Here is a 25296-nt window from a genome sequence, read left to right as displayed (position 1 = left end):
GCAGGCCCGTCAACGGACATTGCCGTTTACGGACGAGTGCTGCCGTTCTACGGGGTCGCACTACCGTCCGTCTAGCATCTGGATGAAGTTTGCCTGTGCGGGTGGATAATCGGCCCCGGCGATAGGTCTCTAGAGAGCCTCGCCACGTCCGCCCATCGAAACGAGGAGAGGCCGATGCAGGACTTGGGACGACAGTTCGACGTCGTTGTCATTGGTGCCGGCGTTTCCGGCTGCGCCGTAGCGCGCGAACTCGCGCGCACCACGGCAAGCGTTTGCGTGCTCGAGCGCGGGGATGACGTCTGCTGCGGAACGTCGAAGGCGAACTCCGCCATCGTGCACGCCGGCTACGACGCAATGCCGGGCTCGCTCATGGCACGCCTCAACGTCGAAGGCAACGCCCTCATGTACGAGCTTGCAAAGAAGCTGCAGTTCACGATCAAGAGCATTGGCTCGCTTGTCGTGTGCACGAGCGAGCGCGACATGGACGGCCTCCGTGAGCTCTTTGCGCGCGGCGTGGCCAACGGCGTACCCAACCTCGAGATTGTTGACCGAGACACGCTGCGCTCGATGGAGCCCAACATCTCGGTCAATGCGGTCGGTGCCCTGTGGGCCCCAACGGCAGGCATTGTCGACCCGTTTGGACTCAACGTTGCCCTTGCAGAGAATGCCGCGAAAAACGGCGTGAGGTTTGCCTTCGATGCGCCTGTGACGGCCATGGAGCGCAGGCCCGAGGGCGGCTTTGCGCTTGAGACCCCTCAGGGGCGATTCCTTGCTCGATGCGTGGTCAACGCTGCCGGCGTCTATGCCGACCAGATTCACAACATGGTCTGCGAGGACAAGCTCGAGATTGTTCCTCGCCGTGGCCAGTACATGCTGCTCGACACCACTGCGGGCAGCCACGTTCGCCATGTGGTGTTTGCACTGCCCTCCGCGATGGGGAAGGGCGTGCTGGTCTCGCCAACCATCCACGGCAACCTCATCGTGGGTCCCACCGCCGAGGACATCCAGGACAAGGAGGGTACCGACACCACAGCGGCAGGCCTTGCCGAGGTGACCGAGAAGTGCGGGATCACCGTGGCCGACGTGCCTCTCCGCGAGGTCATCACGTCCTTCTCGGGCCTTCGCGCCCACAGGGCCGAGCACGAGTTCCTGATTGGCGAGAACCCCTCGGCGCCAGGGTTTGTGGACTGCTCTGCCATCGAGTCACCCGGTCTCACGGCCTCTCCTGCCATCGGGCGCATGGTTGCGGGCATTGTCTGCGACATCTTGGGCCTTGGGGAGCGTGCGGCAGGCGAGTTTGTCGAGACGCGCCAAGGCATCCCCAACATGAACGACCTCACCTACGACGAGTGGGGGCGCCTCTGTGAGGAGAACCCCCTCTACGGCAGGGTCATCTGCCGCTGCTGCCACGTGACGGAAGCGCAGATCGTCGATGCGATTCATCGCCCCTGTGGCGCACGCTCGCTAGATGGCGTCAAGAGGCGCGCGGGTGCCTGCATGGGCCGTTGCCAGGCGGGGTTCTGCACGCCGAAAATCATGGAGATCCTTTCCCGTGAGCTACCGGGCGTGAGTATGGAGACGGTCACCAAGGCCGGTCCGGGCTCGGAGTTCGTCTTTGGCCACGTGAAAGACGCCATCGCCAAGGAGGGCTGCACACATGAGTGACTACGACGTCATTGTCATAGGTGGAGGTCCCGCAGGCCTTGCCGCAGCCATTGCCGCCAAGGGTGATGGAAGGCGCTCTGTTCTCGTCATCGAGCGCGACCAGAAGCCCGGCGGCATTCTCAACCAGTGCATCCACAACGGATTTGGGCTCATCACCTTCAACGAGGAGCTCACGGGCCCCGAGTATGCGTCGCGCTACGAGAGGCTTGCGCACGAGGCAGGCGTCGAGTTTCTTCTCGACACCATGGTGCTTGACGTCTCGAATGACCACGTGGTCACCTGTGTGAGCGAGGCACGCGGCATGCAGCGGATCTCGGCAGGTGCCGTGGTTCTCGCCATGGGCTGTCGCGAGCGGCCGAGAGGGGCGCTTAACATCCCCGGCTTCAGGCCGGCAGGCGTCTATACCGCCGGTACGGCACAGCGCCTGGTGAACATCGAGGGGCTCATGCCGGGCCGCGAGGTGGTCATCCTCGGCTCCGGCGACATTGGGCTCATTATGGCTCGCCGCATGACGCTTGAGGGAGCCCATGTCGCCTGCGTGGCCGAGCTCATGCCCTATTCGGGCGGCCTCAAGAGAAACATCGTCCAGTGCCTTGACGACTTTGGCATTCCGCTCCTGCTCTCGCACACGGTTACGCGCGTCGAGGGTAAGAGCCGCGTGGAGGCGGTCTGGATTGCCCGGGTGGACGAGAGGGGCCACCCCGTCACCGGTACCGAGAAGCGCTATCCCTGCGACACGCTGCTTCTCTCGGTGGGGCTGCTCCCCGAGAACGAGCTCTCCCGTGCGGCCGGCGTCAGGCTTTCGCGCGTGACACGCGGGCCCGAGGTCAACGAGAGCCTTGAGACCAGTGTCCCGGGCATCTTTGCCTGTGGCAACGTGCTGCACGTCCACGACCTTGTCGACTACGTCTCGCAGGAGGCTACGACCGCCGGTGCTGCAGCGGGTGCTTGGGCAGACGATCACGCAGGGCAGCCGCCGCAAGAAGAGGCGCCTGGCATCCCAGTGGTTGCCAAGGGGGGCGTGCGCTATACCGTGCCGCAGGCAATAGATCCTGCACGTATGCCCGAGAAGCTCACCGTGCGCTTCCGCGTAGGCGGCGTCTTTGAGGACAAGCGCATCAGCGTATACCTCGGCGACGAGCGTATCTTGTCCAAGCGTCGCCCGATTCTCGTGCCTGGCGAAATGGAAGATGTCACGCTGAGGCGTGCAGATCTTCTCGCTCGGGCAGGAGTCGAGAAGATCGTCGTGACGCTCGAGGAGGCATAGGGCATGAAGAAAAGAACGCTGACCTGCATACGTTGCCCCCGCGGGTGCGCCGTGACCGTCACCCTGGCAGACGACGGTAGCGTTGCCAAGGTTGCGGGCAACTCTTGCATGCGCGGCGACAAGTACGTCCGCGACGAGGTCACGCATCCCGTGCGTGTGGTGACAACCTCGGTGCCAGTTGTGGGCTCTGCCACGGAGAAGATGGTCTCGGTCAAGACGGCGGGCGACGTTCCCAAAGACCGCGTCCCCGGCGTGATGCGCGCACTCAGGGGCGTTACCGCGAGCGCGCCGGTCCACATCGGTGACGTCATCGTGAGCGACGTCGCTGGCACCGGCGTCGATATCGTGGCGACCAGGGACGCGTAGCGAGGGGTCTCGGTCATCGGCTTCGGAACAGCCTGCGTACACGTGGTTTGGCGCATTTTTACGGTTGGTGGCAGTTTTAGGCGGACATGCGAAGTATCAACTGCTTTGAGATTTGTTAAAGGCCAGGTAAACAGATTGCCATAGAGGCAATATCATATAAGGAATGCAATATAAACTGCCACCAACCGTCATTTTGGATTCTGGGCCCATCGGGATGAGGGAAAATCTTGGGTGGCCAACGGTCCGCTGACGCTTTTCGGTTGGTATCGCGTGACTGTTCCGGCTTTGCCTCGGACTGCCGAAACCTGAGTTTACGGTTGGTGGCAGTTTTTGTTACATCTCTTATGTGCCATCTTACCAGTTGCAAATCCTTGACCTGGGGTTTAACAAATCTCAAACCGTTTGCTACTCAGGGGTATCCCAAAAAACTGCCACCAACCGTCAATTCGAGCCAATCGGACTAGCAAACGACCCCATCACCGGCACTCATCGATACCGGGGGGACTCGACCCTGCCGGAAACGTAGACCGCGTAGGCGCCTTGGGGATCCTTTCCGTGGTGGGCGGTGCAAGAGCCGCACTGCCCATCAGGGCGCCCATCATTCCAGCCCTCCCGGCGCGCCCCACCGACTAGGCTGCGACCGAATGCATAATATCCGACTCAAAGGGTATCATTTGCCACACAAGAGACTACGTACTTTGGAGGCACGCATGTCATTAGGCGCTTCGAATGCCGCACTTCTCGTCATAGACGTCCTCGTCACCGATGACGCAGATGCCATCTATGCAACAAGCCCCGAGGAGGAGGCCCTTGTCACCAATGCCACTGCTCTGACACAGGCGGCCAGAAGGGCCAACATGCCCGTCATATTCCTCTGCGACCAGCACATCCCCGGTATTGACCGGGAGCTAGCGCTTTGGGGCGAGCATGGCATAAAGGGCAAGGCGCATCCGCATCCCGCGCTCGAGGCGGGGAGCGGACCGCTTGATTTTGTCATACCAAAGCGCCGCTATTCGGGCTTTTTCCAAACGGACCTCGACCTGACCCTGCGCGAGCTTGGCGTTCGCACCGTCATCGCGGTGGGGGAGGACACCGGCATCTGCGTCCTGCACACACTCGCAGATGCCTGGAACCTGGGCTACGACTCCATCGTCGTGTCTGATGCTACGCGCACGTTCCTGGTGGGCACGCAGGAGGGCGCACTCGAGCACATGACGCGCTGTTTTGGCACGAGAGTTGAAACAACAAGCCAAGCCGTGGCTAGCATGTCCACAATAGCAAATGAACACAGGTAGGTGAGGTATGGACGAAAGAAGCTTCCCCAGGGGGAACAAGAGCGTATCGGACTCGCTCGCCGAGAGCATGAGGATCGTGCGCTACGAGGACATCAATGGCAATAACCGCCTTTTCGGCGGTAGGCTTATGGAGTGGATTGACGAGGCCGCAGGCGTTGCGGCACGCAAGCATTGCGGTCGCGACATCACCACGGCCTGCGTGGACCAGCTCACGTTCAAGAACCCGGTCCTCCTCAATGATGTAGTGGCAATTGTCGCCAGGGTAACCCACGTGGGACGCACCTCGATGGAGGTGCGCGTCGACTCTTACGTTGAAGACGTGGTAACAGGGGAGAGGCGCCTCATCAACGAAGCCTACCTCACCGAAGTGTGCGTCGATAGCATGGGCAATCCCACGCCCATAGAGTACGGTCTCGCCTTCGAGACCGATGAGGAGCGTCGCGAGAACGAGGATGCCCTCAAGCGGATAGTCAATCGTAAGACGAGGGCCGCGGAGGGGTTCTAGCCCCTGCGGTACACTTGGTTGCGAGCCAATCGAGTTCCCCTGGGAGGCGGTTCACATGCGCGGTCGCCACCGGCGACTGTCAATGCAAGAGGTCCGACTCAGCACTGCCATATGTGTGATGGCGGCGATCGTGGCTGTTGTATGCGTCATAGCGCTCAAGTTGGCGGACCAGGCCGCGAAGCGCAAGGAAATCACTGGTACACAGCGTGCCATTGCCATGGACGACGAAGTGGTGCCGGTCACGCAGGCCCCACAATCAACGCCGAGAGACGAGTGGCACCAAGGCTCCATGCCCTGCCTCTACCAGATAGACCCACAGTACAAGGACGTCCCCTACAGTGGCGACACCCTCGAGACGCAGGGGTGCGGGCCAACGGCGCTCTCCATGGTCTACATAGACCTCACGGGCGATACGTCGCTTGGCCCCGCCGAGATGGCGGCCTTCAGCACCGAGAATGGCTACTCGACCAACAAGAACGGCAGCTCGTGGCTACTCATGTCAGCGGGTGCCGAGAAGCTCGGCCTCACAAGCGAGTCGGTGGTCACCACGCCTGCGGCGCTCTCCGCCGCGCTCCAGGCCGGTCACCCCGTCATCTGCATGATGGGTCCTGGCGCATTCACCGAGGTCGGGCACTATATAGCCATCGAGGGGCTGGACGAGAACGGCAAGGCCATCGTCCACGACTCCAATAGCCGAGCCCGGAGCCTCTGGCGCTGGGACCTCTCGACCATCTGCGCCGAGGCCGAGGCGGCTTGGAGCTTCTCGGCAGCATAGGTCCATGTTGCCGCATGCTCCCACGCCCCCACGCATGCCCTTCCAAGCCGAACGTGCTACCGCGTGGGAGAAACCTTCCCTGTTGGCGTCTGAATTTGGTCAGACACCTGTTAGGATATGGGAAATATGCTAGAAACAGCATGCCGGGGCGTACACGTGAAGCTGGACGTTCCCTGTGCCTTCGCGGTAAGGGGCCGCAAGGGTGCAGTCCTTGCGTGCGACATGCAATTGGAGAAGAAGCGCATGGAAGAAGTCAGGGTGATCGAGCTCAAGGAGAGCGTCTTTGCCGACAATGACGCCGAGGCGGACCGCGTGCGAGAGGACCTCAGGTCTCGCGGGCAGTTCCTCCTCAACGTGATGAGCTCGCCCGGATCTGGCAAGACCACCACGCTCACGCGCCTCATCAACCTGCTTAAGGATGACTATCGTATAGGTGTCATGGAGGCCGACATCGACGGCGCCGTAGACACCGACCGCATCATCTCCCAGACGGGTGCCCGCGCCATCCAGCTTCACACGGGAGGCATGTGCCATCTCGACGCCGGCATGACGCGCACGGGCATCGATTCACTTGACGCTACAGGCCTTGACCTTGTCTTTCTTGAAAACGTCGGCAACCTTGTATGCCCCGCCGAGTTCGACACCGGGGCCTCCAAGAATGCCGTGATCCTCTCCGTTCCCGAGGGAGACGACAAGCCGCTCAAGTACCCCCTCATGTTTGAGAAGGCCGACGTCGTCCTCCTCAACAAGATCGATGTGCTGCCCTACTTCGACTTTGACCTCGATGCGTTCGAGGCCTATCTCCGCCAGCGCAACCCCAACTGCCAGCTCATCAAGATTTCAGCCAAGACAGGCGAGGGCATGGACCAGCTTGCCAATTGGGTTCGTCACGAAGTCGACCTCTGGAGGGCGTAAAAGATGCCGGAACAGTTCGAACAGCCCCGCTCCATCTACCAGAGCGAGGCGGAGCGCAATGCGGCCGTGGCCAAGCTCGGCCGCAAGATCACCGACGTCGTCAAGCACAAGGTCGGTGGCGTGAAAACCGATGACCCAGAGTACTGGGGCCTCAAAGAGGTTCTTACCGACGAGATGGTCGACCTCGCCAACCGCATGAAGCTCCGCCGGTTCTACGACTTTGACGGCATGATGGCCCTCGCCCCCCAGATCGAGCCCGCACACCTGCAGGAGCTCCTCGACCAGATGAGCGTCGTTGGCATCATCGAGTACGACTACGGTGACCATTACAGCGACGATGGCCCCATCGCGGACGCACCGCGCACCAAGCGCTGGCGCCTTTCGTTCTTTGTACCGGGCTCGGCCGAGCTCTTCAACTCGAGCAAGGACCGCGTCGACAAGAACCCTGCAGTGGCAAGCTTCTTCGAACGCATGACCTTCATTCCGCTTGCGGGCATCACCCAGATGGTCCCGCCCGGCGGCGACGGCATTGGCATGCACGTCATCCCCGTCGAGGAGGCCGTCAACTTCCAGAACGAGGCCGTCAAGGTTGAGCGCATCTCCCATTGGCTCAAAAAGTACGAGGGGCACATCGCGGCTGGCATTTGCTCCTGCCGCTACTCGCGCACCAAGCTGGGTGAGGGCTGCGCCGATGACCCTGACGACTGGTGCATTCAGGTGGGCGACATGGCCGACTACACCGTCGAGACGGGCCGTGCTCACTACATCACGACCGATGAGGCGCTTGAGATTCTCAAGCGCGCCGAGGACAACGGCTTTGTCCACCAGATCACCAACATCGACGGGGAGAACAAGATCTTCGACATCTGCAACTGCGACGTGAAGATCTGCAACGCCCTGCGCACGAGCATGCTCTTCAACACGCCCAACCTCTCCCGCAGCTCCTATACGGCCAAGGTCACGCCCGAGAACTGCGTCGCCTGTGGCCTGTGCGTGGAGTCCTGCCCCGCAGGCGCCGTGAAGCTTGGCCAGAAGCTCTGCCGCAAGGACGGCAGCCAGCCCAAGTATCCGCGCGCAATACTTCCCGACGCCATCCGCTGGGGCAAGTACGCCTGGGACGAGAACTACCGCGACACCGTCCGTATGCACAATACCTGGCCCACGGGCTCCGCCCCTTGCAAGGTCGCCTGCCCGGCGCACGTTCCCGTGCAGGCCTATCTCCAGAAGGCCAAAGAGGGCAAGTACCAGGAGGCCGTTGAGCTTATCCGCACGATGAACCCATTCCCCGCCGTGTGCGGCCGCATCTGCAACAAGCGCTGCGAGGACGCCTGCACGCGCGGCACCATCGATACACCCGTCTCCATCGATGCGGTCAAGAAGTTCGTGGCCGACTACGACCTCGCACAGGCGGAACACGCCGTTCCGGGCCGCGCGGTGCCTTCCCTCCACGGCCGCTTCGACCAGAGGATCGCCATCATCGGTGCCGGTCCCGCAGGCCTCTCCTGCGCTTACTACCTTGCGCTTCTCGGCTACTCTCCCGTCGTGTTCGAGAGGCACGAGCAGCCCGGCGGCATGATGATGTACGGGATTCCCTCCTATAAGCTCGAGAAGGACGTGCTTCTCGCCGAGGCCGAGATCATCAAGAGCCTGGGCGTCGAGATTCGCTGCGGCGTCGAGGTAGGCCGCGACATCACGCTCGACCAGCTGCGCGAGCAGGGCTTCAAGGCCTTCTTCGTGGCCGTTGGCTGCCAGGGCGGCAGGCGTCCCGGCGTCCCCGGCGACACCGCAGAGGGCACCGACGTGGCCGTGCATTACCTTGAGGACTCCATGGCCAAGGGCAACCCCGCGCTGGTGGGGGACGTCGTGGTCGTCGGTGGCGGCAATGTTGCCGTAGATTGCGCCCGCAACGCCAAGCGCCGTGGCGCCGGCACCGTCATGATGGTCTCGCTTGAGCAGCGAGACGAGATGCCCGCAACCAACGCCGAGATCGCCGAGACCCTCGAGGATGGCGTCTGCGTCCAGAACGGCTGGGGGCCCAAGGAGGTCCTGACCGACGAGGGCGGACGCGTCACGGGCATCATCCTCAAGCGCTGCACGCAGGTCTTCGACCCGCACACCAAGCGCTTCTCGCCGCTCTATAACGAAGACGAGACCATGACCGTTGCCTGCAGCCAGGTGGTCTTCGCCATTGGCCAGGCCATCGAGTGGGGCGGCCTTCTCGATGGGCGCTCCGTCACGTTCCACCACGGCAACTATCCGCAGGCAGACGCTCTCACCTTCCAGACGGCCGATCCCGACATCTTTGTGGGTGGCGACGCTCTCACCGGCCCCAAGTTTGTGATTGACGCCATCGCCGCCGGCCACTACGCGGCCGAGTCGCTTCACCGTCACGTGCAGGATGGGGCGAGCATGACCATCGGCCGTGACCGCCACAACTACCTTGAGTTTGACAAGGACGACCTCCTCATCGACTCCTACGACAACGCCGGGCGCCAAGAGGAGGGCATGGGCCCCGAGGGTGCCGATCGCTTCCGCGATACGCACCACACACTCACGGCCGAGCAGGTGGCCACAGAGACCAAGCGTTGCCTGAGCTGTGGCGCCTCGGTTGTCGACCCCAACAAGTGCATCGGCTGCGGCATCTGCACCACGCGCTGCAAGTTCGACGCCATCCACCTCTACCGCGACCATCCCGAGATGTCCGACATGCGCGCGGCGGAGGACAAGGTTGGCGGACTTGCCACCTACGCCATCAAGCGCGCAGCGAGGATTGTGGCCAACTCCGGCTCCGAGGAGGCCAAGGTCATGCGAGAGAAGCGCCGCGAGTACAACCGCACCCACAGGGAGTTCGAGCGCACGCACCCCTACACGGGCAACGCAAGCGACGAGACGCGCAAGGAGAACGCGTAGATGCACGAGCTGGGCATAGTCGTGCATGTGATCGATATGGTCGAGGAGGCAGCCCGCAAGAACGGCGTGAGCAAGGTGGTACGCGTCGACCTCGAGGTGGGCGAGGTCAGCACCATCGTGCCCAACTACTTCCGCGACTGCTTCGAGTGGGCGAAGCTCCGCACGGAGTACATGCGCGAGTGCGAGCTCAATATGATCGTCGTGGCGGGCATTTCGTACTGCCAAGACTGCAAGAAGACCTACCGGACGACGGAGTACGGGAAGGCCTGTCCCGTCTGCGGAGGCCACAACACCTACCTCGTGACCGGCCGCGACGTGATGGTGAAGGACATCCAAGCGGTGTAGATGAGCGGCCCCGAGCTCTGGCTCGAGGTCGCTTTCGTCCTTCTCGTCGTGCGGCGCTTTTCGCCGCGGAGATTAGCTCCCTTTCTTAAAACTGCTATCGGCTACCTGGGCAAACTTAGTAGCCGATTAAGAAAAGGAGCTAATCTCTGGTAATCGGCGCGGCATGGCTTCTTGGAAAGGCTACGATGCAGGGGAGGGAACGTGGCCAAGGCGGTTCTCTTTGACCTCGACGGAACGCTTACCGCATCTGGCGAGGGGATCGTGAAGTCCGTCCAGTATGCCCTCGTGAAGATGGGGCGAGAGGTGCCGGACCCCTCTGCGCTCACGGTGTTCATCGGTCCGCCGCTCGTCCAGGAGTTCATGGACTTCTCCGGCATGTCGCACAACGAGGCGCTGAGGGCGCTCGAACTCTATCGCGAGCGCTACACAACCGTTGGACTCTTCGAGAACCACCCGTACCAGGGAATTGTTGAGCTTCTCGGCTCACTGAGAGAGGCTGGCATCATCACCTGCGTGGCCTCTTCCAAGCCCGAGCCATTCGTGCTCAAAATCCTCGACCACTTTGGGATGACGGACCTCTTTGACCAGGTGGTAGGGGCGACGCTTGACGAGAAGCGCACGGCAAAGGCCGATGTGATCAACGAAGCGCTCGAGCGGTTGGACAAGAGAGCCGAGAAGAACGAAGTCACCATGGTGGGAGACCGTGCTCAGGACGCTCGAGGCGCACAGGCTGCCTCGGTAGGCTTTGTGGGCGTCACCTATGGCTACGGCTCCCGAGAAGAACTTCTCGACGCCGGTGCCACAACTGTGGTAGATACGGTTGATGTGCTGCGCCGCGTTCTTCTCGGATAGGTAGCGCTATGACGCCTGAGCAGCAAGCGTCTCCTGGAGGCATGCCTCGACGGCGCCCACGCAGCGGCCACAGTGCGTACCCGCACCGGTTGCATTCCCCACGTCCTCGAGCGTCCTTGCGTCGTTGGCAACGGCCTGCTCGATGTCTGTCTTGGTTACGCCTACGCATGGGCAGACAAGATTTGGATCATCTCCTGCGTGACCGTTGGCGCCTCCGTGCACGTGACCATGCTCGCCGTGGTGGTCATGGTGGTGACGGCCGCAGTGGTCATGGTGCTCACGATGATCAGAGTACATAGCTTTCCCCCCGTGATTAATATGTGATGTGACGTTTGATATTGGACCTAACCATAGAACCGAAAATTATGTTACTCAACTCATAGCATATGGCATAAAAGCCGCACAACCCTGTAAGCACCATAATGTAAATAACGCCCGGCAGTCTGTGGAGACCACCGGGCAAATACCCTTGCCCATGACATTGTTAGCTTCTGAATCCTACGACCTGCGCGAGGTGCGGGTAACTGATTTTGCCCAAGAACCCCGCATCGACCGTAGGCAGGGGAGCCACCGTGTTTGGTGCAAAGCCGCAGGCAAGAAGGCCGACAAGCGCCAATGCCAGGCCTGCGCCGCAGATGATGCCCCCTACCACCATGAAGACACGAAAGGTGTCGGGGTGACGCGACCACCAGAGCGAAAGTGGACCCCCTTCGGCGGGGGCCGCTTCCTCTCCCTTTGCCACCCGGACGAAGAAGTGGGAGACCCAGCGACCGAAGCGGATTGATGCCTGATACAGGATGCTTGTCACCTGAATTGCAAGAGGAGTGAGGAGAATGGCAGCACCGCCAAGCGCGAGAGAGACGCCACCATCCATCGCGCCGGCAATCAAGTTGCCCGATGTCGCCCCAAGCATGAACGCAATGACCGACGAAACGCCAAAGACATAGCCGGACGCGACAAATGCCCACGCAGCTAGGATAAGGCTCCATAGGAGCACATACACAGCAACGGCCAGCATAGCGATGGCAAAGACGACTGGTACCCAGGCAATAGCCCCAAGGACGAGAAGCACCGTAACCAACGCCGTTCTCTCATGGTTCTGGCGAAGGCCACAGAAGCTGCGCTGGATCGTCGGAAGGCTCTCTACCACCGACGTTGCGGCAACCTCAACACTCCCAAGGTCTTCAATGGCAGCCTCCTCGTCCATTCCCGATTCGATGCGATCGTTGTATGCCTCGTACCAGTACTCGCGGGCCCGGTCAATCTCTTTTGCACTAACGCCCCTCTTACGCAGGGCTTCTTTAAGCTCAGAATTCCACTGCTCGTAGCTCATGACTCCGCTCCCTCACGGATGTAGGCCAGAATCTTAGTAATGCCCGCCTCTTCCTGTACAAAGTCTTGAAGGGCTGCCTGGCCTTTATCAGTTATCGTGTAGTACTTCCTTAGCCTGCCGTTATGCTCGCGGGTGTACTCCTCGAGCATTCCCTGCGCCTTGAGGCGTTTGAGGATGGGGTAAAGCGTTGATTCGGAGAGCTCAAGTGTCGACGGAACATCCTTGATTATTTGATAGCCGTAGGAATCCTCCCGCGACAGCGCGGCAAGCACGCATATATCAAGGAAGCCCCGTTTGAGCTGTGTTTCCATGGTCCTCCTTTTCCTGGTTGATGGAGCTGTCATGCGGGCGGGGATCTGTGCTCCTGCAGAAACGCAGACACTCCACTCGTCGCCCTGGCCAAGGCGGATACTATGCGATACATAGTATGCTTCTTGACAACGATACTATGCATCGCATAGTATCGTTGTCAAGAAGCATTACGGACTTACTTGAGAATTTGAGCTTCTGGAGAGTTCGCTTTGGGATGCGGACGAAAAGTTGGACCTTGGAGGGTCCGGATTGGAGTTCGCATGTACAGCAAGGAGTCCGTCGAGCTGTTCCTGCTCGCCATCGACGAGGGGATGCGGATACCGGGCGCCGCCGACTTCGCGGGCGTGAAGAGGAGGGCGGCGAAGAACTGGGCCGCGGGCGACCTCCCGCACGGCTACACCGGGGAACCGCGTAGAGTGTCGGCGACGGGAAAGGCGAGAAGGGGACGGGGCCATGCCGACGAGGGGGGCCTACGACCCGCCGGGGAGCGGCCCGTTCGCCGGGCTGGGCCCCGACCAGATAGAGGACCTGCTGCTCAGGGCGGTGTTGGCCGACCTAGAAGCGGGCGAGTGGGACCCGGCTTCGATCTCGGACAGGGGCAAGTGCGAGCCCGGAGAGGGATTGAGGCGGGAGACAGGCCTGCCCCTCCGCTCGACCGCCGGCTTCCTGGGGACATCGAAGAGCCCCTATGAGCACCAGCGCGCCTCCGTCGTCCCGCCGCTCCCGGTGCCACCCCACGGGCCGCGCCCGGCCTGGATGTCCCAGCTCACGTGTCGTAGCCGTAGCCTCAAGGCCATGCTTGATGCAAGGCTCGGCCGCCCTTACCCTCTGCCCAAGGGGGCACGCACCATCCTCCAGACATCATCGTCTGGTACGGATTTCCGATACCACCCCCAAATGGTCACGGAAAACTTTCGGGTTTGGGCACGCAACTTCTTCGGGTTCGGTCACGGGCACGCCGCTGGCTTCCTGACTTTCCGAGCATGAGCGACTCCTCGAGCCGGTGGCTGGGGCCGCCGTCCACGTCGAAGGGCACGTGGCCGAACTCGTCCAGGACGATCAGGTCGGCCCTGCCGACGTCCGCCAGCAGCCGGTCGAGCGTCCCCTCGCGCTTGGCCTTGCCGAGCTGGAGCACCAGCGTCGCCGTCTGGAAGAAGCGCACCGGCATCCCCCGCCGGGTCGCCCTCGGCGTCGAGGCGGCGGGGGCGCGCAGGCCCGCCCGCTTCCTCGGCTGCCAGGGGCTGTCGCCGGCCTCGAGCGCGCAGCCGAGAAGGGCGCGCCCGAGCGGAGGCTGCGCCTCTGCTCGCACTTGTCGCTGCTCGCGATCGACGGGCTCGGGTGCCTCGAGGCCGGCAAGATGGGCGCCGACCTGATCTCCCGGCTCGTTTCCAGGAGGTACGGCAAGAGGTCGACGATGGTCACGACCAACGTCGGCATCGGGGCGTGGACCGACGTCCTCGGGGACGCGGCGGTGGCGTCGGCGATGGCGGACAGGCTCTGCCACCACTGCCACGTGCTGAGGATGACGGGAAGGCCGCACAGGATCAAGGACCTCCTGCCGGAGGGGAGAGGGGGCGCCGGAAGCGGCGGGGGCGACTGACGCGATCGGCGAAGATACGTTAGCGCAATCGGCACCTCCCGGTTTGCGGAGCGGGACTGCGGTGGAAATCCTGGACCGTTTCGGCCTAGGCGATCAGGCCCAGGTCCCTCCGATATTGCATCGGGCTCCTGTAGCCCAGGTCGCTCTTCAGCCTGACGTCGCGGTACCATCTCAGGTACGCGTCGAGCACGTCCGCGAACCCATCGAGCGTAACCCCGCTCCAGTCCCTTCCGTAGAAGAACTCTATCTTCAGCCTTCCGAAGAACCCTTCCGCCCTTGCGTTGTCGGGACTGCACCCCTTCCTCGACATCGACCTCACGATGCCGTGGTCATCGCATATCTTGATCCACTCGGGCCAGCGGTAGTGGCAGCCTCGGTCGCTGTGCCCCTTGGGATGCTCGCCCTCCCTGAGCTGGGCACATGCGCCCATAAGCGACGAGTTCGCCATCTCGGCGTTCGGGGAGGTCGATATCGTCCAGCTTATCGGCATGCCGTCGAAGCAGTCGATTATCGGGGAGAGGTAGGACTTGCCGGCGGGGATACGGAACTCCGTGACGTCCGTCACCCAGAGCTCGTTCGGCTTCTCGGACTTGAAGTGGTGCTTCCCGCGCTCGTCGCGCAGCAGGTTGTCCGGCGCCTCGGATATCTCACCTTGGTAGGAGCCGTGGCGGCGCCTCCTCTTTGCGGTGCGGGCGACGAGGCCCTCCTTGTCCATGATCGTCCGCACGGTCCACTCCCCAGCGCCCGTCTGAGCGACGATCCTGCGGTAGCCGTACGTGCCGCCGCTGTCGTCGAACGCTTTGATGACGGCAGCCCTCAACTCGGCGCGCTCCGCGCTCCCAGGTCGTACCAGGGCGGCAGCCGCGTATTCATAGCTGCTCTTCGCCATCTGCATCAGCGCCAGCAGGTCCTTGAGCCTCCACTTCGGACGCAGCGACGAGACTATCGCCGCCTTTTCCGCGTTCGTCAGCCGGTTCGGGTCGGTGCCCGGTTCTTTTTTTAGGGCCTCGAGCGTCGCCTGGCGCACGTCTATCTCGAGTTGAAGCTTCCTGACCTGCGCCTTCAGGTCGGACTGCATCCTCTCTAACTCGCGAATGTCATCCGGCAGATCATCGTAGGGCTTGCTCACGGGAACCCCTTTCTCTTCGGGATTCCCCTCATTATGCCCCAGGGTCTCTCGCCGCCAGGCATAGGGTGCGACGCGGGACACGCCGTAGCGCTCGGCAACCTCGGCGGCACTGCCGGTCCGTGCCTCGAGCTCCGCCACGGCCTGCACCTTCATCTCCATCGGCAGAACGCCCTTCTTGGGATTCGGCCCGCGGTATTTCCTCTGGCCGGGCGCGAGCTCGTCAATCCAGGTGCCGAGCATCTCGCGGCTTGGATACCCCATGGCCCTTATCGTCCGTGTGAGGCTTTTTCCGTGCTCCAGGTAGTAGTCAACAGCCGCCTGCTTCTTCTCGTCGGGGTACTTCGGCTTGCGGCAACTCTTCTCCAGGAACTCGTCACCGTGGAGTTGGTACTCCTTCCACCACCCGCGCAATGCCGAAGTGGTGGGATAGCCCAGCTCAGCAACAGTGTCCGCGTAGCTATGGTCGAACCTGGCGAAGGTCTCGATGGCCTTCCTTCTCTGCTCCTTGCTGTACATCTGCGTGTTCCTCCCGGTCCTGCCTTGGTCCAGGATTTCCACCGCAGTCCCAGCTGGTGAAAAGATTATTGACGTTAACGAGGAACCTCTCCGCGTTGGCCAAAAAGCCAGGGCCGGGTGCTTTTGGGACGTCCAACACCGCTAGCGCCTCGGCGAGCTTGACCTCCGCCATGCGGGCGCGCCCCTCCGGGTCCTCCGGCAGCAGGTCGCGGCCCCAGTCGCGCCAGTCCGTCTGCTCCGCGTGCCCCTCGGTGTCCGCCAGCGTGGGCCCCCTCCGCCGTCGCCCTCGCGGCCAAGGCTGCCACGGGCGGGCGAGGTGTGCTCCCAGCGCTCGGCGTACCTCGGGCTGCCCTCGCCGTGGGAGCAGTGCATCCTCGACAGGCGGTCGGGCATCTCGCGGGCGGCGAGCCCGCCGGCGTCCTCCATCCGCAGCCACCTGTAGAGGTTGCCTGGGTTGAGGAACGGCGGGAGCGTCCTGCAGGCCTTCCTCGCGGACAGCCCGCTGCAGTGGAACTCCCAGAGGATCCCCTCCCTCTCCTCCTTGGTGTACATCCCGGACTCCAATCCCGGACCTCGTGGTCCGACCGTTCGTCCGGGGTCCCCATCTAGCCAAGAACCTGCGGAGCTTCCTCGTCCCCGCAATTGACCTGGCCGTGATGGTACCCCTCACCGTGCTGGTCCTCGGCCCCATCGGCAACGCCGTCGCGAATGGCGCAGGTGCCGCTATCAACTACCTCGTCAGCGCCAACATGGTTGTCGCCGGCATCGTGATGGGCGGGTTCTGGGGCCTTCTCGTTATCTTTGACGTGCACTGGGCAATCATTCCCATCATCCTTGCAAACCTCAACGCAAACGGGGGAGACCCAATCTTTGCTCTTGCCGCAGCCAGCGTCTTTGCGTGTCTTGGCGTGAGCTTTGGCGTCTTCCTGCGCACCAAGGACAAGAGCTACAAGATCCTCGTTGGCTCGTATCTCATCTCCGGCATTCTCTCGGGCGTCAACGAGCCCCTCATCTACGGTGTCATCATGAGGGACCGCAAACTCATCCCCATGGTCGTTGTGGCCGGCGCGATTGGCGGAGCCGTTGGCGGTATTGGCAACGTTCAGCTCATTGTCTTCAACTTCCTGGTCAACGTGTTCACGCTTGCCTCGTTTACACCTATTGCATGGTTCCTTGCCGAGGCGGCCGTAAGCTTTGTCGTCGCGCTTGTGCTCGTGCTCGTCTTTGGATTTGAAAGCAAGGGCGATGCAACCGAGCAGAGCGTTGAGCAAACGGCGACAAAGGCAGCCTAAGATGCGCTTTGCGTTGCGGACGTTTTCTTTCTCGAACTGTCGCTCGCGGAGAAGGCGCGCCAGGCAATTGCCTCGTACACCGGTCTTCCCAAAGATAGCGTGCATGTTGCCACAGTCCACACCCATTCGGGCCCAAAGGTGAGCAAGCTCGCAGACCCAGGATGTCCGCCAGACCCTTCGTTCATCGAGGCTCTTCTTGACGCGATGGTCGCTTGTGCCGAGAAGTGTATGTCTCAGCAGGCAAGCCGGGGAAACGTAACGGCACGTTTTGGCACGTGCGACCTCTCTGGCCTCTTCACCAACCGCAACGGCGCTGGCGCAGGTTGCGATACAATCGGAACCGTTCTCAGCTTTGCCCCGGATGACGGCTCCCAGCGTATCGACATCCTTCACGTTGCCTGTCATCCCACTGTGCTCCATGGCGAGAACCACCTACTTTCCACGGATTATGTGGGAGCTCCTCGCGAGAAGTGCGAGGCGCTCAGGGGCTCTCAAGCGGTTGTCCTCGTTGGCGACGCCGGTGATTCAAGCACGAGGTTCACGCGACGCGGGGAGGGCTTCGACGGGGTTGAACGCATTGGCGGAGAGATTGCCCGGCGCTTTGCCGCGGCAACGCTGCAGCCCGCCCCGATAGCGCTCAACGGAATTCAGGATGTTCCGGTCCACCTCGACTACGTGCCGGCAGAGGACGAGGCGCTCCTCTCCGCCCAACGCACGCTCACTAATCTCCTCAAAGAACCCGCTGCTGCCAAGACTTCCGGCATTGCCGCCCGCGCGGATGACCTTCGCCAGATGCTTGGTATGGTTGAGGCAAAACTGGCAATACCCCGAATACGCCTTGACGTCTCAGTTACTCTGGCTGACCTTGGGTGCGTGAGACTTACCCTTGTTCCCTCCGAGGTTGTCTTCTCTTTTGGAGAGCAGCTGAGAGATGCCTCGCCCGTCCCCGTGCTGGTGTGTGGCTATGTCGACGGCTATCTGGGGTATGTGGTGGACCAAACCGAGTATGGCAGGTTCTTCGAGAGCTACATTACGGTTTTTTACGGTTTTTCCCAAGGCCGCTGCGGATGAGTGGTTCTCTCGCATGGCGACAGCGCTTATGAGCTGAAGCAACGCGCTACCTTGCCGGGACAGTAGCGCTACTCGCTCGCTTGCTCTCGTGCTCTTCGGCGGCAAGCTCGCGCAGGATCGACCAGGCCATGGGTATCGTGACCAGGAACGTGACGACGTCGGTCACGGGCTGGGCGAGCTGCACGCCGAGAAGCCCCAGGAGGGGTGGCAGCACCAGCACCACGGGCCCAAGGACGAGGCCGAGTCTGCACGCGCCGAGGATCGTTGCCCTCCACATGCGACCCGTCGTCTGGAGCAGGAAGTTCGTGATCATCGCCGTCCCCGTGAGCGGAAGCGTGAAGCTCTCCACACGCAGCGCGAGCGTGCCAATGTCCAGCACTTCCGGGTTGCCCGAGAAGAGGCCAATGAGCTGCGGAGCAAAGGCGCACGTCACGACGCCGAGAAGGGCCACGGCGACGAACGCCGTGCGCACCGAGAAGCGGTACCCGGCACGGATGCGCTCGTAGAGCTTGGCCCCGTAGTTGTAGCCGATCACGGGCTGGAACCCCTGGCCGATGCCTATCTGCACGTAGTTGCCTATGCTCGCGATTCTCTGCACCACGGCGAGCGCAGCGATGGCCGCGTCGCCGAAGGGCCGCGCCGCCTCGTTCAGGAGCGTGGTGGCAACGCCGAGCATGCACTGTCGCACGAAGGAGGGAAGTCCCCCGTTCACGATTCTGGCGACCATGGCGCGGGTGGGCCTTCTCAGCCACCTGGGCGAGAGGGGAGTGATGCCCACGCGCTGGATCTGCCAGACGAGAATGCAAAAGCTGATGAACTGGCATATCACCGTGGCAATGGCACTGCCGGCGATTCCCAGCCCAACCACGTAGATGAGGAGCGGCTCCAGCGCAATGTTGATGATAGCGCCGGTCATGATGGCAATCATCGAGTGGAGCGCCTCACCCTCGAAGCGCAGTTGCATGTTGAGCATGAGCGAGCTGCACATGAAGGGGGCACCGAGAAGGATGATGCCGATGAAGGTCTTGGCGTAGGGGAGGATAGTGTCGGTCGAGCCGGCGACAATGCAGATCGGCTCGATGAAGACGTTGCCGAGAATGGCGATGAGCGTGCCGAGAAGGAGCGTGATGGCAAGGCCGTTTGTGGCCATGATGCAGGCGCGCTCACGGTCGCGGGCGCCGAGGAAGCGCGAGATGGCGTTGCCGGTGCCCTGCCCCATGCCGAACCCCACGGCCTGTATCGCCGTCATGACCACGAACGAGATGCCGATTGCCCCCTCGGCGGATGTGCCAAGCGACCCCACGAAGAAGGTGTCACACAGGTTGTAGATGCTGGTCACGAGGTTCGAGATGATGGAGGGCGCGGCAAGCGAGAGGATCAGGGGTCGAATGGGCTCCTCTGTCATCTGCCGATACTTGGCCGCTGCTGTGTCTTTGCCTTCGTTCATCCGTTGTATGGTAGTACCGCCGGGCGGTGCCATTGCGACTACGAACGGCACTAACTTTCAGAAGACATAGTCCAGGGGACGCGGGAGGGCCAATGGCAGCGGCGGGCGAGAGGGGCCAGGACAGGCGAGGGGGGACTCTTGCGCACGCGCGGGAGGCGCTCCGCACCTACTTTGGCTACGACTCCTTCCGTCCTGGTCAGGGCGAGGTCATAGCGTCGGTACTCTCAGGCCAAGACGCGCTTGCCGTCATGCCCACGGGTGCCGGGAAGTCCATCTGCTATCAGGTTCCCGCAGTTCTTCTCGGTGGACTCACCCTCGTGGTGTCTCCGCTCATCTCGCTCATGGGCGACCAGGTGCGCTCTCTTAAGGAGGTGGGCATCAGGGGTTCCTATCTCAACTCCACGCTCACCCCACGCCAGCAGGAGGTGGTGATGGCACGGGGGCTTGCCGGCTGGTATGACCTCATGTACATCGCACCCGAACGCCTCTCTGACCAGCGCTTCATTGCCTTCGCACAGCGGGTGTGCATACCGCTTGTGGCCGTCGACGAGGCCCACTGCGTGAGCCAGTGGGGCCAGGACTTCCGTCCGGCATACCGTGGCATACCCGCCTTTGTCGCACAGCTGCCAGAGCGCCCCGTGGTCTGTGCCCTTACGGCTACGGCCACGCCTCGCGTGCGGGAGGACGTTGCGAGGCTCTTGGACCTTCGCCACCCGATGGTGCAGGTGAATGGTTTTGACCGCCCCAACCTGCGACTCTCGTCTTTCGAGCTCACTCCCGGCGAGCGCACGCGCTGGCTCATGGGCTACCTCGCGGCACACCCCACGTGGTCTGGCATCGTCTACACCAACACGCGCAAGAAAGTGGACGAGCTTGCAAAGACCCTGCGGGCAGCAGGCATCCGTACCGTTAGCTATCACGCGGGAATGGAGAACGCCGAGCGTACGGCCTCGCAGGAAGCCTTCGTACACGACGAGGCCCGCGTAATGGTGGCCACCAACGCATTTGGCATGGGTATCGACAAGTCCGACGTGCGATTCGTTGTCAACTGCGGGCTGCCCCTCTCGCTCGAGGAGTACTACCAGGAGGCAGGGCGCGCGGGTCGTGACGGGGAGCCGGCGGAGTGCTATCTCCTCTGGAGTCGTGGGGACATCCGTACCTGCCACTTCTTCATCGACAACACCCAGTTCCCACCGGAGACGCCCCAGGCGGAGAGGGCCACCCTCCTGCGCAACCGGGAGCGTCTCCTCTCGGCGATAATCGGCTATGCGATGAGCGACACGTGCCTGCGGGCCCGCGTGCTGCGCTACTTTGGGCAGGATGCATCGTCGGTTGCGGTGGGGAAGGGAAAGGATGGCTGTGGCGGATGCTCCGTGTGCCTCGGGAGCTCGGCGGCCGAGCATCTCAGGAGGCCTTGCTCGCGGCGGGCTCGTGGTGCCATGGGTGCCAGTGGCTACCGCACGCGCGAGCTTCCCAGCGAGGCTGAGGTCACTGATGAGGACGAGCGTCTTTTTCAGCGGCTGCGCGCCTTGCGCAAGCGCCTGGCAGACGAGTCCCACGTGCCGCCCTATGTGGTCTTCTCGGACGCCACGCTGCGAGCCATGGTGCAAAGGAGACCCCAAGACAAGGAGGAGCTTCTCGCCGTCTCTGGCGTGGGTCACACCAAGCTCGAGCGCTACGGGAGGCAGTTTCTCGAGGAGATCAATCGATAGGGGAGCAGCGATAGTGCCTGGCGACCGTCGGCCACTGTCTCCCGTAGATTCCGAACGGTTAGAGCCATCTAAACGTCGAGAAATCACGCCAGCTTCAACCGAGAGGGGCACCACTGTGGTGGCGCCCCCAAAGCTATCCGCAAACCGTAACGGTACCGTCCTCCGCCACGCTCACGTCCATGCCGTCGTGCACGTAGTCGAGGAACTCGTCGCCGAGCTGGTCCACAACGACAAACGGATGCTCGGTCCAGTTCTTGGCAAGAATGGCACCCGCTGCGGCCAAAGGGTCGATCGCCTTCGAGAAGAGCATGCAGGCCGGCCCCGCGCCCATATCGCACGCGCACATGAGCACCATGCCGCCCGTGGTGGAGCCGATGGTCTGCGGAAGGCAAATCGCCGCTCCCTGCAGGGGCTTCTTGTAGAGGTCGAGGTTGTTCTGGTCGGAGCAGGGCGCCTTCACGTTCTTCAGGATGAGGGGCTGCTGGTAGCTCGCAAGCGTGTTGAAGCCGCCGTGGCTCACCAGCGCCTTCGCGCTCGTGGTGCCCGCGATGACCGCGCGTCCCTTAAAGGTCTTCTCAGCCATTAGTCGATCCTTCCCCTCGCGATGATGCGGAGCAGGTCGTCCTCGTCAAAGTAGCGGGCGCTCGTGTAGGTGCGCAGCTTGTTCGAGCAGGTCACCACCGGGAGGTCCGTGGCAGGGTTGTCCATGTACATGAGCGGGCAGATGTAGGTGAGCTTGGCGCCTGTGGCGAGGAGTCTGCGTTTCTCGGGCGCGCCGTCGAAGGCGGCCAGGACGTCGGGGGCGCTGGAGACGACCGTCGGCACGGCCACCTTCGTGCGGCCCTCGCGCGCGAGCGCCTCGGGGATGCGGTGCGACCAGTCCTCGAGCTGGTCGAGCGAGCAGTGCGGGCAGCCGATGAACGCGAGGCGTGGCCTGGCGTCAGGCTTCTTCCAGATGTTGGGGTAGTTCGCCTTCACGCGCTCGAGCTCGGCGTCGTCGATCACGTAGTGCTTGGCGCCCTCTGCCACGAGGGACTCGCCGAGGTCTGCCGCCTCCGGCGTGATGCCCGCCACGTGGTAGAGGCCGACCGCGCCGTTCGACGCCGTGGCAGCCCCCATGTCCTTGAGGTAGGCCTTCGCGTCGTCGCCCAGGGTCCCGCCAAGCCAGCGGTCGAGGCCGCGGATGTAGGGGACCTCGTCCATGACCTTCATGCCGATGGCGGAGCCCAGCACCTGTGCCTGCGGCTTCTCCGTGCACTCCACGTCCACGACCCAGGTCGCCTTGCGTCCCTCGTCGGTGAGGAAGCCAAACTCCGGCACCTCGCCCACGATGTTGCCAAAGAGGTCGATGAAGCCGCTGTTCCTGTTGCACCGAGCCCCCAGGACGGAGTTCGCGTAGACAACGGCCGACGACTCGGCCCAGCTGAGGATGTCGCCACGCTTGGGGGTGTTGCCGACCTCGGGCAGGTAGCAGGCGCAGGTGAAGGCGTTCTCGTCCTTGAGGCCAACCGCACGGAGCTGGCGCTCGTAGGACTCCTGCTTGCTGTAGGTCACCGCTCCCACGATCTTCTGCACGAGGCTCGCCGGGACGTCGGCGTTGTCGATGGGGCGCGGGTCGACGGTGAAGGGCTCCTTCGTCTTGAGCCCCGCGTCGATGAGCTCGTCCATGAGGCGGAAGTTCGCGTTGAGAATCGAGATACCGAAACTGGTCACGAGGTGTCCCGGTGCGGTCACCTTCACCATGCGCTTGGCGCCAAAGGCCTCTCCGTACTCGACGAGCGTCCGCATCACCTTCGCAAGCGTCTCTCCCTGCTTGCCATTGAGGATGTCGCGCTCCTCTTGGGTCAGCTCCATGGGCTAGCCTCCCTCCTTGGTTGCGTTCTTCTCAGTATTGCGGTTTTCGCGTCGCCGCCTGCCGCTAGACTCGCGAGGCGGCCTCGTAGGCGCGCCAGATGACCGAGCGCAGGTTGCCCACGCCGGCGCAGTCGCCAACAAGCTGCACGTGGCGTCCCTCGGGCTTGGCGATGGGGTCGGGCGTGTAGCCGACGGCGCTCACCACGGAGTCGCACTCGATGCGCTCGAGCGTTCCATCCTTGCGGGAGATCTGCACCCAACCGTCACCCATGGCATGCACCGTGGTCTCGAGGTAGACGGGGACCTTCTTCCACGCAAAGAACTCCCGCAGGTAGCTCGAGTTGGCGAGGCAGACGCCGTCCTGTGCCACCAGGTCGTCTTTCATCTCGACAATGACGGGCGTCTTGCCCGAGAGGTAGAGCTCAAGCGCCACCTCACAGCCGGTGAGGCCACCGCCGATGACCGCCACGCGCTGGCCGACCTCCTGGCCGCCGAGGTAGTCAAGGGCATCCATCGCATGCTCGAAGCCCTGGACGGGCAGGCGCTTGGGCGTGGCACCCGTTGCCACAATGGCGTAGTCCTCGTCGAGTTCCCGCACGCCGATGACCTCGTGGTTGTAGTGGACCTCGACGCCCAAGACCTCCATCTGCCGCTCATACCAGGCGAGAAGGTCGCGGAGCTTCCCCTTGAAGCTGGCAGACGCCGCCTCGCGGAAGACCCCGCCCAGGCGGTCGGACCGCTCGTATACGACGGGCCAGTGGCCACGCAGCGCAAGCACGCGCGCGGCCTCCATGCCACCGATGCCACCTCCCACGACGGCAACGCGCCTAGGCGTAGTCGTAGGGCGAATGTGGTGCCTCCCATGCTGCATGGTCTCGGGGTTCACGGCGCAGCGCGAGAGGTGCAGCGAATCCCCAAGCGTCTGGGTGTTGGCATGGCCATTGTAGTGACACATGTTGAAGCAGCCGTTGTGGCAGCAGATGCAGGGATGTATGTCCTTCTCGCGCCCCTCGACAAGCTTGGTCACCCACTCGCCGTCGGCCAGGAACTGGCGGGCAAAGCCCACGGCATCGATCTTGTCCTCGGCCACGGCCTGCGCACCCACATAGGGGTCCATGCGGCCGGCGCAGATGACGGGCGCGTCCACGAAGCCCTTGATGTGCTCGACGTCGGCGAGGTTGCAGTTCTCGGGCATGTAGATGGGCGGGTGAGCCCAGTACCAGGCGTCATAGGTGCCGTTGTCGCAGTTGAGCATCGCGTAGCCCTCGTCGGTGAGGTAGCGCGCGGCCCACTCGGACTCCTCCATCGTACGACCGGCCTCGACGTAGTCCTCACCGGGAAGAGCACCCTCGCGGAAGCCCTTGGTGCGGCTCACCACCGAGTAGCGAAGCGACACGGGGAAGTCCTCGCCCGCGGCGTCATGGATGGCGTGGACGATGCGCACCGGGAAGCGATAGCGATTCTCGCGAGAACCACCGTAGATGTCGTTGCGGTGGTTCACGTAGGGGAGCGTAAACTGGTCGAGAAGGTAACCCTCGTGTACGGCATGGACTTCCACGCCGTCAACGCCGGCGTCTTTGAGCAGCTTGGCGCAGGTGGCAAAGGCCTCCACCAGCCGGTCGATCTCGCCGATGGTCATCTCGCGGGAGGGCACCTTGTCCGACCAGCGGTTAGGCGAGGGGGACGCCGTGGCGCAAATCCTGTCCAGGTCCAGGAACGGGCGTGAGAGGGCGCGCAGGAGCGGGTTTGTGTAGAGCCCCTCCATGGAGTCCGATACCGTGAAGCTGCGCCCAAAGCCAGCCGTGAGCTGTACGAACATCTTGGCACCCGTGGCGTGGAGCCGCTCCATGAAGGGCTTGAACTCCTCGTACATGGTGCGGTTCTTGTCGAGCCACTGCCCGCCGATGGGGTTGTAGACCGGCTGGCAGCCAGGGAGGAGAAGGCCGACGTTGTTCTGTGCGCGCTCCATGAGGAAGCGGGCACCATCGCGATCGAAGTGGTTCTTCTCCATCCACCCAAAGACATTGGTTCCGCCCATAGACGTCATGACGATGCGATTCTTTATCTCGCATTCGCCGATGCTCCATGGGGTAAACAGCGGCTCGAGCCTTGAATCCATAGCATGCCCTCTCTCT

Annotated in this window: 24 protein-coding genes; 14 read left to right on the top strand and 10 right to left on the bottom strand. The window is 62.7% G+C overall.

Annotated features, from left to right (window positions below):
- The first annotated feature begins 174 nt into the window (after positions 1 to 174).
- From E0E00_RS08425 to E0E00_RS08380, 10 genes are all read left to right on the top strand, one after another.
- Positions 175 to 1665 (top strand): NAD(P)/FAD-dependent oxidoreductase, encoded by a 1491-nt coding sequence (locus tag E0E00_RS08425; protein WP_130812090.1) that lies wholly within the window; start codon positions 175 to 177, stop codon positions 1663 to 1665.
- Complete coding sequence (locus tag E0E00_RS08420; protein WP_130812089.1) at positions 1658 to 2932, top strand: NAD(P)/FAD-dependent oxidoreductase; 1275 nt, start codon at positions 1658 to 1660, stop codon at positions 2930 to 2932. The genes E0E00_RS08425 and E0E00_RS08420 overlap by 8 nt, the downstream gene beginning before the upstream one ends.
- 3 nt (positions 2933 to 2935) lie before the next feature.
- Positions 2936 to 3298, top strand: a complete 363-nt coding sequence (locus E0E00_RS08415; protein ID WP_130812088.1) for a DUF1667 domain-containing protein — start codon at positions 2936 to 2938, stop codon at positions 3296 to 3298.
- A 710-nt stretch (positions 3299 to 4008) separates the two neighbouring features.
- Positions 4009 to 4593, top strand: coding sequence for a cysteine hydrolase family protein (locus tag E0E00_RS08410; protein WP_130812087.1), 585 nt, complete (start codon positions 4009 to 4011; stop codon positions 4591 to 4593).
- A gap of 7 nt (positions 4594 to 4600) precedes the next feature.
- On the top strand, positions 4601 to 5098 hold the full coding sequence (locus tag E0E00_RS08405; RefSeq protein WP_130812086.1) for an acyl-CoA thioesterase: 498 nt from the start codon (positions 4601 to 4603) through the stop codon (positions 5096 to 5098).
- Between the two features lie 130 nt (positions 5099 to 5228).
- Positions 5229 to 5873 (top strand): C39 family peptidase, encoded by a 645-nt coding sequence (locus E0E00_RS08400; RefSeq protein WP_165443627.1) that lies wholly within the window; start codon positions 5229 to 5231, stop codon positions 5871 to 5873.
- Between the two features lie 243 nt (positions 5874 to 6116).
- Positions 6117 to 6788: a hydrogenase nickel incorporation protein HypB gene (gene hypB, locus E0E00_RS08395; RefSeq protein WP_130812084.1), complete on the top strand. Its 672-nt coding sequence runs from the start codon at positions 6117 to 6119 to the stop codon at positions 6786 to 6788.
- A gap of 3 nt (positions 6789 to 6791) precedes the next feature.
- Positions 6792 to 9698 carry an FAD-dependent oxidoreductase gene (locus E0E00_RS08390; RefSeq protein WP_130812083.1) on the top strand — a complete coding sequence of 969 codons (2907 nt, stop codon included), beginning with the start codon at positions 6792 to 6794 and terminating at the stop codon, positions 9696 to 9698.
- Entirely contained in the window at positions 9699 to 10043 is a 345-nt protein-coding gene (locus E0E00_RS08385; RefSeq protein WP_130812082.1) for a hydrogenase maturation nickel metallochaperone HypA, read from the top strand.
- 201 nt (positions 10044 to 10244) lie between these two features.
- Positions 10245 to 10895 carry an HAD hydrolase-like protein gene (locus E0E00_RS08380; RefSeq protein ID WP_130812081.1) on the top strand — a complete coding sequence of 217 codons (651 nt, stop codon included), beginning with the start codon at positions 10245 to 10247 and terminating at the stop codon, positions 10893 to 10895.
- A gap of 6 nt (positions 10896 to 10901) precedes the next feature.
- On the opposite strand, the gene E0E00_RS08375 is transcribed toward E0E00_RS08380, so the two are convergent.
- The 4 genes from E0E00_RS08375 to E0E00_RS15195 form a co-directional block, all read right to left on the bottom strand.
- The gene (locus tag E0E00_RS08375) at positions 10902 to 11192 is read right to left on the bottom strand and encodes a (2Fe-2S)-binding protein (protein WP_130812080.1); all 291 of its coding nucleotides are present in this window, start codon (positions 11190 to 11192) and stop codon (positions 10902 to 10904) included.
- 187 nt (positions 11193 to 11379) lie between these two features.
- The gene (locus E0E00_RS08370; RefSeq protein ID WP_130812079.1) at positions 11380 to 12228 is read right to left on the bottom strand and encodes a hypothetical protein; all 849 of its coding nucleotides are present in this window, start codon (positions 12226 to 12228) and stop codon (positions 11380 to 11382) included.
- Positions 12225 to 12539 (bottom strand): PadR family transcriptional regulator, encoded by a 315-nt coding sequence (locus tag E0E00_RS08365; protein ID WP_130812078.1) that lies wholly within the window; start codon positions 12537 to 12539, stop codon positions 12225 to 12227. The genes E0E00_RS08370 and E0E00_RS08365 overlap by 4 nt, the downstream gene beginning before the upstream one ends.
- A 902-nt stretch (positions 12540 to 13441) precedes the next feature.
- Positions 13442 to 13849 carry an ATP-binding protein gene (locus E0E00_RS15195; protein ID WP_256386428.1) on the bottom strand — a complete coding sequence of 136 codons (408 nt, stop codon included), beginning with the start codon at positions 13847 to 13849 and terminating at the stop codon, positions 13442 to 13444.
- Between E0E00_RS15195 and E0E00_RS14995 the strand changes: the two genes are divergently transcribed.
- On the top strand, positions 13772 to 14140 hold the full coding sequence (locus E0E00_RS14995) for an ATP-binding protein (protein ID WP_256386427.1): 369 nt from the start codon (positions 13772 to 13774) through the stop codon (positions 14138 to 14140). The two genes, E0E00_RS15195 and E0E00_RS14995, sit on opposite strands and share 78 nt — an antisense overlap.
- An 85-nt stretch (positions 14141 to 14225) precedes the next feature.
- On the opposite strand, the gene E0E00_RS08355 is transcribed toward E0E00_RS14995, so the two are convergent.
- Entirely contained in the window at positions 14226 to 15785 is a 1560-nt protein-coding gene (locus tag E0E00_RS08355; RefSeq protein ID WP_130812076.1) for an IS3 family transposase, read from the bottom strand.
- A 141-nt stretch (positions 15786 to 15926) separates the two neighbouring features.
- Positions 15927 to 16337, bottom strand: a complete 411-nt coding sequence (locus E0E00_RS08350) for a hypothetical protein (protein WP_130812075.1) — start codon at positions 16335 to 16337, stop codon at positions 15927 to 15929.
- Positions 16338 to 16360: 23 nt separating this feature from the next.
- Between E0E00_RS08350 and E0E00_RS08345 the strand changes: the two genes are divergently transcribed.
- Complete coding sequence (locus E0E00_RS08345; RefSeq protein ID WP_165443626.1) at positions 16361 to 17077, top strand: PTS transporter subunit EIIC; 717 nt, start codon at positions 16361 to 16363, stop codon at positions 17075 to 17077.
- Positions 17078 to 17215: 138 nt separating this feature from the next.
- Entirely contained in the window at positions 17216 to 18148 is a 933-nt protein-coding gene (locus E0E00_RS08340; protein WP_130812073.1) for a hypothetical protein, read from the top strand.
- A gap of 46 nt (positions 18149 to 18194) precedes the next feature.
- Here the strand turns inward: E0E00_RS08340 and E0E00_RS08335 are convergent, their stop codons facing one another.
- Entirely contained in the window at positions 18195 to 19553 is a 1359-nt protein-coding gene (locus tag E0E00_RS08335) for an MATE family efflux transporter (RefSeq protein WP_242622198.1), read from the bottom strand.
- 134 nt (positions 19554 to 19687) lie between these two features.
- Between E0E00_RS08335 and E0E00_RS08330 the strand changes: the two genes are divergently transcribed.
- On the top strand, positions 19688 to 21307 hold the full coding sequence (locus E0E00_RS08330) for an ATP-dependent DNA helicase RecQ (protein ID WP_130812071.1): 1620 nt from the start codon (positions 19688 to 19690) through the stop codon (positions 21305 to 21307).
- A gap of 133 nt (positions 21308 to 21440) precedes the next feature.
- On the opposite strand, the gene E0E00_RS08325 is transcribed toward E0E00_RS08330, so the two are convergent.
- From E0E00_RS08325 to E0E00_RS08315, 3 genes are all read right to left on the bottom strand, one after another.
- Positions 21441 to 21890 (bottom strand): aconitase X swivel domain-containing protein, encoded by a 450-nt coding sequence (locus E0E00_RS08325; protein ID WP_130812070.1) that lies wholly within the window; start codon positions 21888 to 21890, stop codon positions 21441 to 21443.
- Positions 21890 to 23161 carry an aconitase X gene (locus E0E00_RS08320; RefSeq protein WP_130812069.1) on the bottom strand — a complete coding sequence of 424 codons (1272 nt, stop codon included), beginning with the start codon at positions 23159 to 23161 and terminating at the stop codon, positions 21890 to 21892. The genes E0E00_RS08325 and E0E00_RS08320 overlap by 1 nt, the downstream gene beginning before the upstream one ends.
- A 64-nt stretch (positions 23162 to 23225) precedes the next feature.
- Complete coding sequence (locus E0E00_RS08315; protein ID WP_130812068.1) at positions 23226 to 25280, bottom strand: FAD-dependent oxidoreductase; 2055 nt, start codon at positions 25278 to 25280, stop codon at positions 23226 to 23228.
- Positions 25281 to 25296: the final 16 nt, after the last annotated feature.

The sequence above is a fragment of the Olsenella sp. Marseille-P4559 genome (genome assembly GCF_900605015.1).
In the GTDB taxonomy this organism is placed as follows: Bacteria; Actinomycetota; Coriobacteriia; order Coriobacteriales; family Atopobiaceae; genus Tractidigestivibacter.
Note: the sequence above shows the minus strand (reverse complement) of the source record. Positions and strands in the feature narration are given on the sequence as shown.